This window comes from Neorhizobium descurainiae, assembly GCF_051400715.1.
Classification (GTDB): domain Bacteria; phylum Pseudomonadota; class Alphaproteobacteria; order Rhizobiales; family Rhizobiaceae; genus Neorhizobium.
On the sequence record NZ_JBLFFK010000002.1, the window covers coordinates 551,249 to 566,744 of the forward strand.

Annotated in this window: 12 protein-coding genes; 5 read left to right on the forward strand and 7 right to left on the reverse strand. The window is 59.3% G+C overall.

What is annotated here, in order from left to right; all coding sequences use genetic code 11:
- Nucleotides 1-140 precede the first annotated feature (140 nt).
- From ACMGE0_RS06300 to ACMGE0_RS06325, 6 genes are all read right to left on the reverse strand, one after another.
- Nucleotides 141-749: a hypothetical protein gene (locus ACMGE0_RS06300; RefSeq protein WP_436814997.1), complete on the reverse strand. Its 609-nt coding sequence runs from the start codon at nucleotides 747-749 to the stop codon at nucleotides 141-143.
- 306 nt (nucleotides 750-1,055) lie between these two features.
- Nucleotides 1,056-2,042 (reverse strand): DUF3363 domain-containing protein, encoded by a 987-nt coding sequence (locus ACMGE0_RS06305; RefSeq protein ID WP_436814998.1) that lies wholly within the window; start codon nucleotides 2,040-2,042, stop codon nucleotides 1,056-1,058.
- Nucleotides 1,970-2,899, reverse strand: a complete 930-nt coding sequence (locus ACMGE0_RS06310; protein WP_436814999.1) for a DUF3363 domain-containing protein — start codon at nucleotides 2,897-2,899, stop codon at nucleotides 1,970-1,972. The genes ACMGE0_RS06305 and ACMGE0_RS06310 overlap by 73 nt, the downstream gene beginning before the upstream one ends.
- Nucleotides 2,900-3,142: 243 nt before the next feature.
- Complete coding sequence (locus tag ACMGE0_RS06315) at nucleotides 3,143-7,009, reverse strand: autotransporter domain-containing protein (RefSeq protein WP_436815000.1); 3,867 nt, start codon at nucleotides 7,007-7,009, stop codon at nucleotides 3,143-3,145.
- Between the two features lie 249 nt (nucleotides 7,010-7,258).
- Nucleotides 7,259-7,888 (reverse strand): outer membrane protein, encoded by a 630-nt coding sequence (locus ACMGE0_RS06320; protein WP_436815001.1) that lies wholly within the window; start codon nucleotides 7,886-7,888, stop codon nucleotides 7,259-7,261.
- A 532-nt stretch (nucleotides 7,889-8,420) separates the two neighbouring features.
- A complete protein-coding gene (locus ACMGE0_RS06325; protein WP_436815002.1) occupies nucleotides 8,421-9,464 on the reverse strand; it encodes a helix-turn-helix domain-containing protein in 1,044 nt (347 codons plus the stop codon).
- A 620-nt stretch (nucleotides 9,465-10,084) separates the two neighbouring features.
- On the opposite strand from ACMGE0_RS06325, the gene ACMGE0_RS06330 reads away from it, so the two are divergent.
- From ACMGE0_RS06330 to ACMGE0_RS06350, 5 genes are all read left to right on the forward strand, one after another.
- Complete coding sequence (locus ACMGE0_RS06330; protein ID WP_436815081.1) at nucleotides 10,085-10,213, forward strand: hypothetical protein; 129 nt, start codon at nucleotides 10,085-10,087, stop codon at nucleotides 10,211-10,213.
- Between the two features lie 1,167 nt (nucleotides 10,214-11,380).
- Entirely contained in the window at nucleotides 11,381-11,698 is a 318-nt protein-coding gene (locus ACMGE0_RS06335) for a co-chaperone GroES (protein ID WP_436815003.1), read from the forward strand.
- A 50-nt stretch (nucleotides 11,699-11,748) separates the two neighbouring features.
- Nucleotides 11,749-13,383: a chaperonin GroEL gene (groL, locus tag ACMGE0_RS06340; protein WP_436815004.1), complete on the forward strand. Its 1,635-nt coding sequence runs from the start codon at nucleotides 11,749-11,751 to the stop codon at nucleotides 13,381-13,383.
- A gap of 73 nt (nucleotides 13,384-13,456) precedes the next feature.
- The gene (locus ACMGE0_RS06345; RefSeq protein WP_436815005.1) at nucleotides 13,457-13,849 is read left to right on the forward strand and encodes a hypothetical protein; all 393 of its coding nucleotides are present in this window, start codon (nucleotides 13,457-13,459) and stop codon (nucleotides 13,847-13,849) included.
- 83 nt (nucleotides 13,850-13,932) lie between these two features.
- Entirely contained in the window at nucleotides 13,933-14,100 is a 168-nt protein-coding gene (locus tag ACMGE0_RS06350; protein ID WP_436815006.1) for a hypothetical protein, read from the forward strand.
- An 82-nt stretch (nucleotides 14,101-14,182) separates the two neighbouring features.
- On the opposite strand, the gene ACMGE0_RS06355 is transcribed toward ACMGE0_RS06350, so the two are convergent.
- On the reverse strand, nucleotides 14,183-15,481 hold the full coding sequence (locus ACMGE0_RS06355; protein WP_436815007.1) for a glycoside hydrolase family 130 protein: 1,299 nt from the start codon (nucleotides 15,479-15,481) through the stop codon (nucleotides 14,183-14,185).
- Between the last annotated feature and the right edge of the window lie 15 nt (nucleotides 15,482-15,496).

Sequence of the window (15,496 nt, forward strand, 5' to 3'; positions counted from 1 at the left end):
TCGTCTCGTCAAACCAATGCTATGGCCGCTTTCGGGGAGCGGCAACAATTGCCTCTATGACCGACATGACGGCGCAAAGCGGTCATCGCCTCTAACACGACAACTTTCATTTATTGCCCCCCCGATGGCTACGACATCCATCACGGCAGCGCTGATCTGCGGCCAAGGGAATTCGTCATCCGGACAATCTTCCCTTCCCATGCAGAGAATGACGTGGAGCTTCGCAGCAACACCGGCGAGAGACCTGGGAGACTCTGCCCAAAGAGCATGCGCCCGATCATCTCGCATCGCAAATGCCCTTGCTTCGGCCTTCTTGGCGCGACTATAGCCAAGTTTCTGATCAAGCATGTTCCATTTCCTTTCTTCGCCAGAGTCGACTTCGCTGTGGCCCGTATCTCGTCCCGCTCCGGTCCGTCGCCAAGCAGCAAATCTATCTCCTCCATCGAAAAGGCTGGCACAGGAGCTTCGTGGTCCGTCAGAGCGATCTCGACATCCGGAAAGCCGACATGCCTCATCATCTGACTCTCAAGCCGCTGCTGGGCTTCGCAAAGCCGCTCCACCTCTCCATGTGCTGCCATCCATTGCTGCCACAAAGCCAGGACCTGATCGTCATCTCCAATGCCCGCTCCTTCTTCAATCCGCTCCTGATCTGCACTGCTGGTCTGCGCTGCCAGCCACACAGCCAAGGTGGACAGCAGCCGTCGCCGTGTGACGGTGGGCAAAGTTCTGCTATTGTCGGAATCAGCCATGATCCGAGTTCCCTAACAACTTGGGTTATGGTCAGGCTAATAGCGTGCAGCAACATGCTATTGGCCGTCTGCAATGGACGGAGAATACACGTTGAAGATTCACGGCTCGCTAGTGTGTCATCCAACACCGTCGTCCGTTTCGAACGCGGGGAAGCCTTGAAGCAAGTCACGATTGATCAAATTCGATCCGCTCTTGAAACCGCCGGCGTCGAATTCATCCCCGAGAGCGACGGAAAGGGTGCGGGCGTCAGGCTCGCCAGGGCATCCGATACGAGCGAGGCGCGCTCGGCGGAGTAGCCGCCGCGTTCACAACCCCAAGCCTCTCTTCCTGCCGAAGCTCCAATCGACGCCGCCACCGTCCCGCATGACGCCGGAGAGATGTTGACCGATCCGCTGTTCCAGCACCGGCTGCCACGGCACAAGCTGGAACCCAAGCCCGTCCTCAATCATCGCATACCGCCCGCTGGCGAGATTGGCGGAGCCGACGAGCCTACCCGTGACATATTCCCCCGGCTGACTGGGCATGTACCTCAGGCCCCGCTGGCTTGCGAGTTCATGGGCCACTCGGTCGACCTCCACTGCCTCCAGCCGCTGCAGCAAGTCCCTCGGTGCGCGGATGCGACCGTTGCCGAGCGACATGGCGTGCCCCTGGTCGACAAGGCTCTGCTTGCGGCGATCCATCGCCTCGCTGACGTCCCGGCCGAAGCCGATATCGGACAGCGGGGTGCGGTCGGATGAGACGAGCTCCCGGTCGAGCCAGGTGGCACCATCACTGCCGACCTGCCGGTCAAGGTCGAGCGTCGACAGCGTGCGGATGGCAAAATCCTTGCCCCGGCCTGCGGTATCATGGGTCATACCGCGCTCGGGAAGGTCGTCGGGGATCTTCCACTCATCGGCATTGATGCGCTCCACATGACCGGCACGGCGCAGCGCTTCAAGCCGGCGAACATGCGAACGGACGAAGGCTTCGGGATCACCACCGATCCGTTCGATCTTCTGCCTTGCCTGCTCCAGGTGTTGGCTCGGGCGATAGATGCCGTCATTGTTTCCAGCCACCGTTGCGATGTTGAGGTCCGATGCCCTCCGCTCGGCTTTTGGTGGGATTGGATCAAGCGAGACGATATGGCCCCTGCCGATCTCTTCCAGCTTTCCGATCTCCGTGGTTTCCACATAGTGGGTCCGTCCGTCCGTGCCATCGATGACCAGATGCAGCCGGTCGCTCATCTCGTCGCCGGCCAATCCCTTGTCCAGCACCCGGCCGACGATAGGCTCGGTGATGCTCCTCCCGTGCATGCGTATTGGCTGGCGCCTCGTTCGTCGGCAAGCCCATGATCCTCCAGGGCCCGATGCATCGTCTTGATGATATCGTTGCGCTCGCCAAGTGCGCGCAGCGTCTGCTCCACATCGGAACGAAGCAACCACCTGCCCGGCTCGATCTCCTCGGCAAGACGATAGCTTTCCAACCGCTTGGCCCGGTCGATCAGCAGGTGACGATTGGCCCGCACGGTATAGCTTTCCTCGGCATGGGGCCGCAGATCAATGATGCCGCCTTCCTGCTGTTCCGAGGCAAGCATCCGGTCCAGCCGGGTCAATCGTTCGGCATCCACCTCACGGCCGAGCTTCGCCGCGACATCCAGTTCCGTCTGCGGTCCCAGTTCCAGGGTGACGAGGTCCTGTGCCCGGTGACGGATGCCATGGGCGATATAGTCGCCGGCGATATTGAGGATCTTTCCATCGTCGGTGATGCCGCGAAGGATGACATGGGTATGGGGATGGCCGGTATTATGATAGTCGATGGCGATCCAGTCGACTGTCGTTCCGAGATCGCTTTCCATCTGCTTCATCAGATCACGGGTGAAGGATCGCAGGTCTGCTATGTCGATGGCGTCCTCCGGTGCGACGATGAACCGGAACTGATGCCGGTCGTCACGGCCGCGCTCGACGAAGGCCTTGCCGTCGGCCTCGTCCTCGATGGCCGAATAGACCCTGCCCTTCTCGCCGTCCCGCGTCACACCGTCGCGTTCGAGATACCGCAGGTGCGCATCGACGGCCTTGGCGGGTGTTGCCTTGAACCGTGCCCCACGGGATGCGCCGCGCTGCGGCGCAAGCTTCACCACCCGCGCCTTGACCACGACGCGACGCGGGAACATGGTGCTCACCGCGCTCCCGTTCATTGTTGACGTTGTGAATACCGCGATCGGCGATGATGCGCCCGAAGACGTCTTGCATTGCAGGCACCGACACCCGGAGCGCGTGGTTGCCGTAGATGACGATGGCGATCTTGCCAAGCGCATTGATGCGTTCCTCATTCAGGATCGGCGCGGGCGGCGACGGCGGCGAGGAGACGCAGTACGCAAGCTTGCAGTCGTTTTCCACAGGAGTAGGTCGTTGTCCTAAAAATTGCCGCCAATACGAATACCGAATGTGTGGTTCTGGGCCGTGCCGTCGAAGCCGAAGGCTGTGCGATAGTCGAAACTGACTGTCATGTCGTTTTGGAGTTTGGCGTCAACGCCAAGCCCGACCGTCAGGTAATCGCGCATGTAGCGGTCGAGATCAAGCGTGTAGGGCATGGTGCCGAGGTCGGAATATCCCATGCTGGCCTGGCTCGAGCCTGAAAAATCGTGCGTGTATTCCAGCCGTCCGCGTGTGTTGAGAACACCCCACTCCATCGGAATTGCGTGTTCGGCACGCATGCCGAGCACGCCCGCCAGCATATCGAAGGTCTGCCCGCCAAAGGCCAGGCTATACGGTCCCGCCCCCGTCTCGGTAAAGCCATCGAGCCGGGTGTGAGCGGCCTCGATCCGCCCGTAGGGGGAGAACAACAGGCCTTCCTGTCTGTGTTCATAGCCGGCCGACAGCGATCCGAAGATTTGTGTCCCATCCCGGCTTCCGGTGGCGAAGTCGCCGGTCGTTGTTACATAGCGGGTGCTGTCGAAGTCGAGACGGCTCACCCCGAGCAGACCGTCGAGATAGAAGGGTGCGGGATGATAGCTGCCGTAGAGCGCAGCGCTGAATGCCTGTCCAGTGCTTGTCGTGCCGCTTGAACCGATGTCGGTCCTGTCACGACCGTAGCCAAGACCGAAGCCGGCGACGAAGTCCGGCGCAAAACGATGATCGACGCCGCCGCTCACTCCGATGAGGGTGTGTCCGAGATCGATGTTGCCGCGTTCACTGGTCCCGAAATTGACGAAGCCGCCAGACCAGAAGGCCGTGTCGCCAAACACGGCATTCAGCGGCTGCGCCGCGGTGCCGACTTCCGCGGCTGGTTCTTTGTGGGGCCTTCCTCCCATGGTACGACCGGCCGGATCGCTGTCCGGTCTATCCTCCTCAGATCCTATAGGCTCGGTCCGGTCGGCGTCTTGTGTGACGCCGATGCGAATACCAAGCGATTGAGCATGTCGGCTCTGGTCGCTGTGCAGTCGCTCGAGGCGATCGTTGAAATTGCTGATCTGGGTGGTGGCAAAACGCTGAGCAGCCTGCGCCTGCGCGTTGATGAGGCCGATCACCTCCGTATCCTGCGACGGATCGGGACGATAGATGCCGCCAAGCGTCAGACTGTAGGTCGCCGTGCCGCTCAGCCCGTTCTGGTCGCGTACTTTGACGACGAGAGTGTAGGTCCCCGGCGTGGTCGGCAAGCCGTGGATCGTGCCGGTGCGCGGATCGATGCCCATTGCTTCCGGCAGTCCGGTCGCCGAAAAGCTATAGGGTGCAGTGCCGCCCGTTACCGAAACAGCCCGGGTATACTCGACGCCGGCGGTCCCTCCTGGAATTGAGCCTGAAGCCGGCGAGAAGGTAAGAGCGGGAGCGATATAGGTAAAAGCTGCGGTCAGAGTGGCTGTACCGCCCGGCGCGGTCACTGAGACATCGGCGGAACCCGCGACATTGGCCGGTGCGATCGCGGTGATGTGGGTATTGCTGACAACTTTTATGCTGGTTGCGGCCACGCTGCCGAGCATCACTGCAGTCGCGCCGGTCAGATGATTGCCGGTGATCGTGAGCGCGGTTCCGCCCATCGTTGAACCGGTTGCAGGAGAAATCCCCGTCAGGACTGGTGGAGCAGGAGCGACAACAATGGCGTAGCGGGCCGAAGCCGAGCCTGAGATTGCAGCGTTTGCAGTGACGTTGACGGTGAAGGCACCTTCTGCGGTTGGCGTTCCCGTGATCGCACCGGAAGCCCCGTCGATGACGAGACCGGTTGGCAGGCCGGTGGCGCTGAACGTGATGGTTCCGACACCGCCGGTCGCGGAAATCGAACCGTTGCTGTACACTGTTCCGACGACTCCCGCAGTCAAGGTAGAGCCGTCAGCGGGTGCCAGGGAGACGGGCAGCGGGGCGGCCGCGATGACGATGGTATAACTCGCGGTGGCCGTGCCGGAGGTTGCTCCGGTTGCGGTAACGGCAACGGTGAAGGTGCCATCGGCCGTCGGCGTTCCCGTGATCGCGCCGGTCGCAGGATCAATCGAAAGGCCCGGCGGCAAGCCGGTGGCGCTGAAGGTGATGGTGCCGACACCGCCGGTCGCGGAAATCGAACCATCGTTATAGGCAGTGCCGACCAGGCCATTCGACAAGGTCGAGCCGTCGGACGGCGTGAGAGCGATCGAGCGCCCCACGGCCAAGGGTGTTCCGTCGGTAAAAGCCGCATTGCTGTTGCCCCCGACGTTGTCGACCGCGTTTGCCAGGACATCAAGACGAAGGGTGCCTGACCCGGATATATCATCGACCTGAACGGTATAGGTTATGTTGTCCGAGGTCTGCAATACCCCCAGCCTCCCGGAGGCGGTACCGCTTGACGTTAGTACCAGGTCGGATCCGGTAAACCCCGTGACCGGCTCGGAAAACGTGACTTCGAACGTCACGCTGTCGGCGTCGGGGTCAGGACTACCGATCACCCTGGTTGAAACAACCTCGGGGTTTACAGCGTATATGAGTACTAAGCTGGTCGAGCCAATGTTGTTGAGCGTGAGATCCGCATCAGTGCCCTGAAAGTCCCGGATGGTGCCGCCGTTCGCCACGATCCCCGAACCAAGCGATACGCCATGAAGCGCTACATCCCCCGGCTGGACCGCGTACGTGAAAACAAAAGCGCTGCTTCCACTGCCTGACAGATAGCTGGCCTGGCGCGTTGTGGCGCCAATCGTCAAAGGAATATAGGGCGTCCCTCCCCCCGTGTTAACGTCGACATTTCCGCCCCAGCTGACGGTGAAATCCAACCTGTCGCCGGTTCCGTAATAGCCATTGGCTGGCACGGAAACGGATGTAACGGCCGGTGGTGGATGGGCAGGGGCCGCAATCACCGGCACCATCTGTGTAGCCTTTTGGGAGTCGTTGAAGTTGGCGTCTCCCATATTTTGGGCGCTCAACACGCAAGTGCCAACGTTCAGAAAAGTGACGACGCCATTCGAAACCGTGCAGATGTCACCGCTTTCCCCCTTAACCTCAATGGGTACGCTCTGGCTTACGCGCATCGCGTGCGCGGTCACTTCATATGTCTGACCCACAATTGCTTGCTGAGGCGGAACAGTGTCGAAATAGATGCTTTGGTCTGCCTTGGCGATATCGATGACAACGCCGCTGCTAACGCCAGGTTCATGGTTTTCGTCGCCTGAATAGACTGCCGTGATGGTGTGCTGGCCAGCACCGAGTTCGTTGGTTGTTATCGTAAGGCTGGCCCCATTGCTGGTATCGAACGAGACGTCGCCAATCCTTGTGTTTCCGTCCATGAAGGTGATTTCGCCATGCGGCTGGGCGCTTGTCCCTATGACGATCGCCTTTATTTGGACCGACTGGCCGTAGACCCTGCCTTGCGGCAGTTCGTCCACCAGCACTATCGAAGCGGCCTTGGTGACGGTCAACGTTGCCGGGCTTGAGTAAACGCTCTCACCGTCCTTGCTGACCACGACGCGATATCGCGTGCCTGTTTCGCTCACGCGAACGGGCTTGAAGGTGTACGTACTCTCGGTAGCGCCTGAAATTATGGAAAAATCAAAGCCATTCGTGCTGACCTGCCATTGATACGTCGCATCGCTGGTACTGGTTGAGACGGAAAAAGTAACGAATTGCCCGGCCGCCACCGTCACGTCCTGGGGATGTTGTGTGATGGCAGGCGGTGCGGCTTGGCCCGGGGCGCCATATAAAAGCATGAGCGCCGCCAGCAGAAATACTGACAAGCCGCATCTCAGCTTCTCCCACGCCGGCGATGAAACCTGACGCAAGGCATGGAAGCGCAGACTTTTGAGGAAAAAGGTCTCTATGAGGATCATACGGATGCAAAGCTCATTCGGAAATAGAAGGCCCGCAGCCTTCGTTGACGCACATGAGCAGCCTTTTTGCGGATCGAACCGGCGCCCCCAATGATTGTCACCGCAGCAGGCGCCTACCGCCGGTCCCCGAGGCGGACTGGCAAAATCAAACGGGTAAGACCCACTGCCACGGAAGCCTGATGATCCCCGGAAGCGAACAGAGGTGCGTTTTCCAATTGCGGTGGACTTCGTTCTCTTCGCTCGTGGCTACTAGAATTTTATGCCCAGACCGACCTTAACGGTGTGCTGGTCGACATCGACGTTGACGCCCTGAAGATCCTTGTCGCCGTAGTCGTTGTAGCGATACTCGACGCGGCCAAACACATTGTTGGTGAAAGCATAGTCCAGGCCGGCGCCGAGCGTATAACCGTCGAAGGTGGCCTCGTCTTTGCCAAGACCCGGAACATCGACATAACCCTGCGTTGCCGCCCAGCCCGCAGTGGCATAGATGAGCGCGTGATCGAAGGCATAGCCCACCCGACCGCGCACCGAGCCTGCCCAGTCAGTGCCGAATTCGGCTCCGAAGATTTCCTGTTCGTTCCAGTTATATTCGATATCGCCTTCGACGCCGACCACGAGATTGTTGCCAAACTGGTAATTGTAGCCCGCGAAAGCGCCGAAAAGACCACCGTTGGCATCTTCGGTGCTGGATATCCCGAAACCGGAAAACTCTCCGGTGGCCCAGGCGCCACCGCCCTGAATGCCGAGATATGCGCCTGACCAGGTAAAGGCGGGCGCTTCAAATGCGACCGGCGGCGAAGACGGTTCAGCAACGACATCAGCCGCATGTGCCGTTGACGCCCCGAGCGCGATGAAGGCGGAAAGAAAGAATTTTTTCATAGTGGCATACTCCAATTCCGGATGGATCTGTTTAGTCTTGGGAGGCGCCGCAGACTGGCAATCCGCAGAATCACTTCGATATTGCCCGACGCCGAGTCGCGAACTTGCGAGACGAGACCTGCAAGCCAGCGCCATCGTGCATTGGGCACACTGACCTGGTTGAGCTTCTCCCCGTGTCGGATGATGCCTGGCAGCAGATCAGGGCTGATACATTTCTTCGTGATGAAGCATCTTGATAGCCGAGGAAACAAAAGCGTGCTGGCGATGATACACGCGACTCTTCCATCCATAGGCGGACTATCCCCTGTTCTACTCGTCACTGAATCCGTCGTGCGGTCACAATGTTCTGGTGCGTCGACGGTGACGAGGCCCCTGATCCGTTGCGCAAATCGAGGCTAAAAAATCAAAATTCTGAAACGAATATAAGAAGCTACATGTGGACCGAAGTGAATCTATCCCAGCGCGCAAACTGGACCCGGTAAAATACTCACGGCGCGCAAGATGGCATTCTCGAGGGAACAGATAGGGGCCGTTACCTTCCCCACAAAGCGGCTCGATCGAACCAGCTTCGCGATTCGTGCGTTCCCGTCATCCAGTTCCTTTGCGCGACGGCGCGGATCTCGCGCGGCGTCAGCCCGTGAAGGCGCTGGAATGCGCGTGTGAAATTATGAGCGTAGACGAAGCCATGCTCAAGCCCGATTTCCGCGATCGATTTGTGGGCTTGCGCTGGATCGCGCAACGCCGCGCGTGCCAGGTTCAGTCGCCGTTTTTGAAGATAGGTTGCCACCCCGCCATCGCCCGAAAACAGATAAGTGAGTTTGCGCAACGAGATACCAAACGCAGCGGCAATCCCGGCCGGATCAATAGTCGGATCCAGCGCATGCGCATCGATGTAGCGGCGGATTTCACCAAGCTGCGCGACAGATATCCCCCGCGATACATCCTGTCTTTTTATTCCGTTGAGCGTAACGGCGATGAGCTCGACGGTCGGCAGCGCGAGCGCCGCTGCCTGCCGCTCATCGAGAAGCGGAAGTACGCGCCAAAGATTGTCCATGTGATTGCGCAGCAGCCCTACCATTGGCTCGTCAGCGCAGAGAACTCTCATATTTTGTTCATCTGGACTGGTCAACAAAGGGGCCAGCATCGATCGGGGAACGAACAGGGTCAGATTGGCAAAATCGCTTGCCGATCCCGCATGAGCCTGCGCTGCGTCGTGAATGATCAGGTCTCCCGGTGCAGCCTGTGCTTCCTGTCGTCCGTCCTGACGGCTCCAGTGGCCTGCCAGAAAAAACTGAACCTCGAAATGATCGTAGCCGTCTGCGCCGACGCGATAGCTGGAACGGCTCAGTTTCTGGGCGACGCTGACGCAGTAAGTCAGCAGGAGTTCACCCAGCCGGAACGTACAATGCGTTGTATGAAATGCTTCGGGTTGAGAGATGTTCACGTCATAAAGCGAGCCGGCGGTTTCCTGCCAAAAGTCGAGAGCCCGTTTCAAGGGCATCTTACGGGTGTCTTTTTTAACCACAAGTGTCGGACGGAGATCTTTCAACTCTTTGCCGCCTGAATTTTCGAACATGTCCGCCCCTACAAATGAGTTTGCCCGCTATAGGTGATGGCCGCATTTTGCACGTATTGACTAACTGAGACAGCTGATTTTCTGCGTGAGCCTACGCAGCAACTCGGTCCAGATCGCGCGAGCAGGCGCCCGACGATGCTGAAACGACCTTGCGATTCCACTGGAGGTATGCGGGTGGTTTGCCAGGTGCGGCGGCTGTATTGCGATACCCTTATCTGTTGCGGAAGGCCCCTGCACTTCAAGATACGTGTCGTGCCGGTGCCCTTCTCCAGCTTGGCCTCGCTCATAAAGGCCGAAGGTTAAGTTGATGCCACCAACGAAACCCACTTCCGTCGAATGGCCTGCGTCGATCAGCCAGCTTTTCTGATGGTGGCAAAACTCCGGATGGGCTCGATCCCAGCGAATACGGAAACGTGCTCCTCGCTTTCTGAGAAGGGAGTGATCATCGGGTGTCCCAGAAAAGGTGGTCCCCAGCCCGCCGAAACTGCGTCGGGACGCCAGAATATAACGCGTACGTCCAAGCCTCGCTCCGCCGCGCGGTTTAGCACATCAAGCAGCGTTCCCCGGCCATCTGGCATGACGAACTGCGGGTCAACGAAGGCAACCGTGACCCAAACGCTATGTTTGGCGCTCTCGATAGCCTCGCAGATACGCCGGATGTGGTGCGGGAGCACTATGGTCGCTTCCTGCCGCAGGACAAGGCGGCGCTGGCGGCCAGGATACTGAACCAGGTCTGGGAGGCCACATAGGACCAGCGGTGAGAATGCCGGCTCGATGAACTCGAGCAAGGTTGGCGCCGCGTGCGGTGCGCGCACCGTTATCTCCGGGTGGTCGCAGCATGCCTTGCGTGGTGCCGAAACGCAAAAATCCCCCTTGGTTAGACGGGGATGGCGATTGATTTATGCTTGAACTGGTTGCGGGGGCTTGCTTCGACAGCTGGCATAAGAACGCGATGCGTCCGGGTTTCCTCGGCTTTTGAGAGGCCGAGAATGCCGAACTGCTCGCCGCGTAGCTCGGCATGGACTTCACCCACCTGTCGCCGGGAAGAGCACGATCTCGCCGATGAGGGAACGCAGCGCTTCGGCCGCCTCCCCACCGCCTCGGCAACGGCTTCGGGTGAGACGAGCTTTCCTTGAGCCCTGCAAGCACGCGGGCTTCAAGCCTGTCCCTGGTGATCGAGCGGTTGTTTGTGTTTCGGCGTGGAATATTGACCTTCTGGCGGGGTGACCGGCGTCCAATTTTGACCCCCCACCTGTTTCGTCTGGCCATCCGTCTTTTTCTGGCGGATGGAGGGAGAGTTGAAGCGAGTGGATACGATTGCGCGTGTTCGCCGGGCCTTCCATGTGCCGGGCTGGTCGGTGAAGAAGATCGTCCGGGAGCTGCATGTGTCCCGCCCCAGGCCCGGAAATCTCCAGCCTTCTGGATAATTTGGTCATGCCGCGCCATGTGAGATCAACTCTCGATACAAACATACGGTGTCGATTTTGAAAGTCCGAGACAGTGCCTTTGAGCCTGTCATTCATGAGATTGCCTTCGGAGCCAGAGGGTTGACGGTTGCGATGCCGCTGGAGCCGGTGGCGGGGCTGCGACTGGCGTGGCGAGGATGCTGTGGACGGAAGCCATAGGACTCTGGTCCCACGAAAGGTAGATCGGCCAAATCAACAAGTTCTGTTGCGCATCAACTTGATACGCTAGACTGATTCCCAAATTTCTTGGACAGTTTAATCAACAATTCTGCAGGAAATAGAAACTGAAACAAAAAATATTTTACCACCATGCAATAATACAGACAACAATGTAAATTATAACATACCGTCTTCACAAATAATATTTCCTGGCAATCCTATCAATCGATTGCCAGAGGTGTTATGTAACGAGTACAGCCGCCCTATGCGCCGGCCGTAGAAAGATTTCCCATGACATTCCGTCCCCTCCACGACCGCGTTGTCATCCGGCGCGCGGAAGGCGATCTCACATCCAAGGGCGGGATCATCATTCCCGATACCGCCAAGGAAAAGCCGCAGGAAGGCGAAGTGATCGCCGTCGGATCTGGCCTGCGTGACGAAAGCGGCAAACTGATCCCGCTCGACGTCAAGGCCGGCGATTTCATCCTGTTCGGCAAATGGTCCGGGACAGAGGTCAGGATCGACGGCGAAGACCTTCTGATCATGACGGAGGCCGACATCATGGGCATCGTCGAAAGGACCGGAACGGCCGCCGACAAGGCCGCCTGATCCGTCGAATTCCGATCCCGCATCTCAAAGACCGAACTGGACCAAAGACCATGTCTGCCAAGGAAATCATCTTCTCCACCGACGCCCGCGACCGCCTGCTTCGCGGCGTCGAATTACTCAACAACGCCGTCAAGGTGACGCTCGGCCCCAAGGGCCGTAACGTCGTCATCGACAAGTCCTATGGCGCGCCGCGCATCACCAAGGACGGCGTCTCGGTCGCCAAGGAAATCGAGCTCGCCGACAAGTTCGAGAACATGGGCGCGCAGATGGTGCGCGAAGTCGCCTCCAAGACCAACGACCTTGCCGGAGACGGCACCACGACCGCGACAGTGCTCGCAGCCTCCATCTTCCGCGAAGGCGCCAAGCTGGTCGCGGCCGGAATGAATCCCATGGACTTGAAGCGCGGCATCGACCTCGGCGTTGCGGCGGTGCTTGCGGAAATCAAGGCGCGCGCCACGAAGGTCAGCTCATCGAGCGAGATCGCCCAGGTCGGCACGATTGCCGCCAATGGCGACGCGACCGTGGGCGAGATGATCGCCAAGGCAATGGACAAGGTCGGCAACGAGGGCATCATCACGGTCGAAGAGGCCAGGACGACCGATACCGAGCTTGATGTCGTTGAGGGCATGCAATTCGACCGCGGCTATCTTTCGCCCTATTTCGTGACCAATGCCGAGAAGATGCGCGTGGAATTGGAGGACCCTTATATCCTCGTCCATGAGAAGAAGCTCGGCAATCTGCAGGCGATGCTGCCGATCCTCGAGGCCGTGGTGCAGAGCGGCTATCCGCTGCTGATCATTTCCGAGGATGTCGAAGGCGAAGCGCTGGCGACCCTTGTGGTCAACAAGCTGCGCGGCGGCCTGAAGGTCGCCGCAGTCAAGGCTCCAGGCTTCGGCGACCGCCGCAAGGCCATGCTGGAAGACATCGCCGTTCTGACGGCCGGCCAGACGATCTCCGAGGATCTCGGCATCAGGCTGGAGAACGTCACGCTCGACATGCTCGGGCGCGCCAAGCGTGTGCTGATCGACAAGGAAACCACCACGATCATCGGCGGCTCAGGCGAGAAATCCGAGATCGCCGCACGCATCGGCCAGATCAAGGCGCAGATCGAGGAGACGACCTCCGACTACGACAAGGAAAAGCTGCAGGAACGGCTGGCGAAGCTCGCTGGCGGCGTTGCGGTGATCCGCGTCGGTGGCGCGACCGAGATTGAAGTCAAGGAAAAGAAGGACCGTATCGACGATGCGCTCAACGCCACCCGTGCGGCGGTCGAGGAAGGTATCGTTCCCGGCGGCGGCGTGGCCCTGCTACGGGCGAAGGCGGTCCTGACCGGGCTGGCCGGGGAAAACGCCGATGTGACGGCGGGGATTTCGATCGTGCTCAGAGCGCTCGAAGCCCCGATCCGGCAGATCGCCGACAATGCCGGTGTCGAGGGTTCGATCGTCATCGGAAAACTCACTGACGGCGTGGGTCACAACCAGGGCTTCGACGCGCAAACAGAAACCTACGTCGATATGATCAAGGCCGGCATCGTCGACCCCGCCAAGGTGGTCCGGACTGCCTTGCAGGACGCCGGCTCGATCGCAGCGCTTCTGATCACCGCCGAGGCGATGATTGCCGACATCCCAGCAAAAGATTCCATCTTGGCGGCCGGCAACGGCGGCATGGGCGGCATGGGATACTGAGGACAGTGCCTGAGCCGTATAGCCGGAAATTCCCGGGCGGCGGAACCCAACAACAATCGACAGGAGAACCCCAATGGCAACGCAAAGCAGTGGCAACGCAACGATCTTCCAGCGTTTCGACAACTACCAACCGTCCAAGACGATCCTCGTTTGGACCTGCCTCATGACCGCGGCCGCAACGATGATCGTTGGATTCACATGGGGCGGTTGGGTGACGGGCGGCACCTCCCTCACGGCGGCTGAAGCCGCGGGCGACATTGCCCGGGGTGAGCTTGCGTCCGCCGTATGCGTCGAGCGTTTCAATGCTGCGCCGGATGCAACTTCGAGACTCATGGAGTTCAAGGCAATTCCAGATAGCTACAAGAAGCGTCAGTTCATCGAAGCCGGTGGCTGGGCGACAATGCCGGGGCAGACATCCCCGGACAGACGCAGTGTTGACGGTTGCGCCACCGCTCTGTCCGTCTGAGCGAGACCCCTTTCCCGAAAACCGCTTTGGCGCTCCGGCATACCCGGAGCGCTTCCTCCGTATGCCGGAGCAGGAGAAAACGAGTGATCCGTTTTGAGAAGAAGGCAGTTCCTCAGCCATTGCCGAAGACAGTCGAAGACAAACTATTCGACGAAATCCCGGAGGCCGCAGCCGAAGAGCACAAAAAACCGGCCAAGGACAGCACGCGTCGACGTCCTCAATCAGCCACCGGAGAAGATCGCCTTATCTGAAGGAGCCTCCAGGTGGAGTACACTGCTACAGCACCTGCCCCTTCGGTCCATCCCTCCACGCGGTTGGCAAGACGCAGGCTCCTCAGCCATCGAGCGTCTTGAGAAGGTCCGAAATCTTGATCGTCGAGAAATTCGAAAACGTGTCGCAGACCGCATAGGGCAGGACGATCTGGTCGTTGTGGCGCATCGCGCCGCAGGTATAGACGACATTGGGCACGTATCCTTCCCGCTCGGAGGGCTCCGGCCGGACCAGCGGCTCCTTTGAGCGAGCGAGAACCTTGGATGGATCTTTTTTATCGAGAAGCGCCGCACCGATCGCATATCGGCGGACGGGGCCGACCCCGTGGGTCAGCAACAGCCATCCCTCGTCAAGCTCGATCGGCGATCCACAGTTTCCCATCTGAACGAACTCCCATGGAAATTTAGGCCGCAGGATCAATTCTCCTCCGTCCCAGGTGTAAAGATCATCGGAATAAATGAGATAGAGGTTCTCGTTATCCTGCCGCCCGATCATCGCATAGCGGTCATCGATTTTGCGCGGAAACAGCGCCATTCCCTTGTTTCTCGCCGCGGCACCCTTCAGCGGGGTCATGCGAAAAGATATGAAATCGCTGGTCTCCAGCAATTCGGAGCGGATCGCCTTGCCGCTATAGGCCGTGTAGGTTGCGTAGAACGTGCTGGATCCATTGTCACGGAACTCCACGAAACGGGCATCCTCGATACCGTTCGATTGCGCCGGCGTGATGGGAAAAATCACCCGCTCGCTGATGTGCTGCTGCGAACTGAAGCTTACTTCGATAGGCTCCCCAAGCGGGTCCGATATCCGTGTGTGCAAGGTAGGAGTGGACGCCAACCGCGCGGTCGGCTCGATCTCCACGCTTCCATCCGCCGCAATCAACCCGGTGCGGAACGTTAAGGAGGATACATGTCCCTCCCCCACCGCGCGCAGGCTGAGGATAAAACGCCGGCTTCCCTGCGGCGCGCCTGATTGATCCGGATGCATAACGATACTGGGGTTGAAGAGTGCCGACGCTTCGAAGGAATATTCGTGAAGGAAATAAGCGCCTATGAGTTGACGTTGCACCTTCGAGAACTCGACATGAGCCGCGAATGCCTCCTCCATCTCGCGTGCCCGATTTTCAAACGTCGCGAGCAGGTTTCGGTGGCGCCCCTCAAAATTTTCCAGCACATCCGCGAGCAGGCTTTCCGCCGTCTCTGAATCAAGCGCCAGGACCCGGTCGACGATATGATTTGCCCGGGTCTTGTCCGTCGGATTGAAATCCCGCGGTTCAATGGCAGGCTTGAATGGCCGGACTACGACGCGCGTGGAGTCAGGTCGCAGGAAAAGAGCCTGACGGTTCAGAAAGGTGGCTTGTGACAAAGTAACCTCGGTTTA

Coding starts and splice junctions, on each gene's coding strand:
- ACMGE0_RS06335 (WP_436815003.1), top strand. CDS start 11,381: ATGACATTCCGTCCCCTCCACGACCGCGTTGTCATCCGGCGCGCGGAA.
- ACMGE0_RS06305 (WP_436814998.1), bottom strand. CDS start 2,042: ATGCACGGGAGGAGCATCACCGAGCCTATCGTCGGCCGGGTGCTGGAC.
- ACMGE0_RS06300 (WP_436814997.1), bottom strand. CDS start 749: ATGGCTGATTCCGACAATAGCAGAACTTTGCCCACCGTCACACGGCGA.
- ACMGE0_RS06315 (WP_436815000.1), bottom strand. CDS start 7,009: ATGATCCTCATAGAGACCTTTTTCCTCAAAAGTCTGCGCTTCCATGCC.
- ACMGE0_RS06330 (WP_436815081.1), top strand. CDS start 10,085: ATGTTTGGCGCTCTCGATAGCCTCGCAGATACGCCGGATGTGGTGCGG.
- ACMGE0_RS06345 (WP_436815005.1), top strand. CDS start 13,457: ATGGCAACGCAAAGCAGTGGCAACGCAACGATCTTCCAGCGTTTCGAC.
- ACMGE0_RS06320 (WP_436815001.1), bottom strand. CDS start 7,888: ATGAAAAAATTCTTTCTTTCCGCCTTCATCGCGCTCGGGGCGTCAACG.
- ACMGE0_RS06310 (WP_436814999.1), bottom strand. CDS start 2,899: ATGTTCCCGCGTCGCGTCGTGGTCAAGGCGCGGGTGGTGAAGCTTGCG.
- groL (WP_436815004.1), top strand. CDS start 11,749: ATGTCTGCCAAGGAAATCATCTTCTCCACCGACGCCCGCGACCGCCTG.
- ACMGE0_RS06325 (WP_436815002.1), bottom strand. CDS start 9,464: ATGTTCGAAAATTCAGGCGGCAAAGAGTTGAAAGATCTCCGTCCGACA.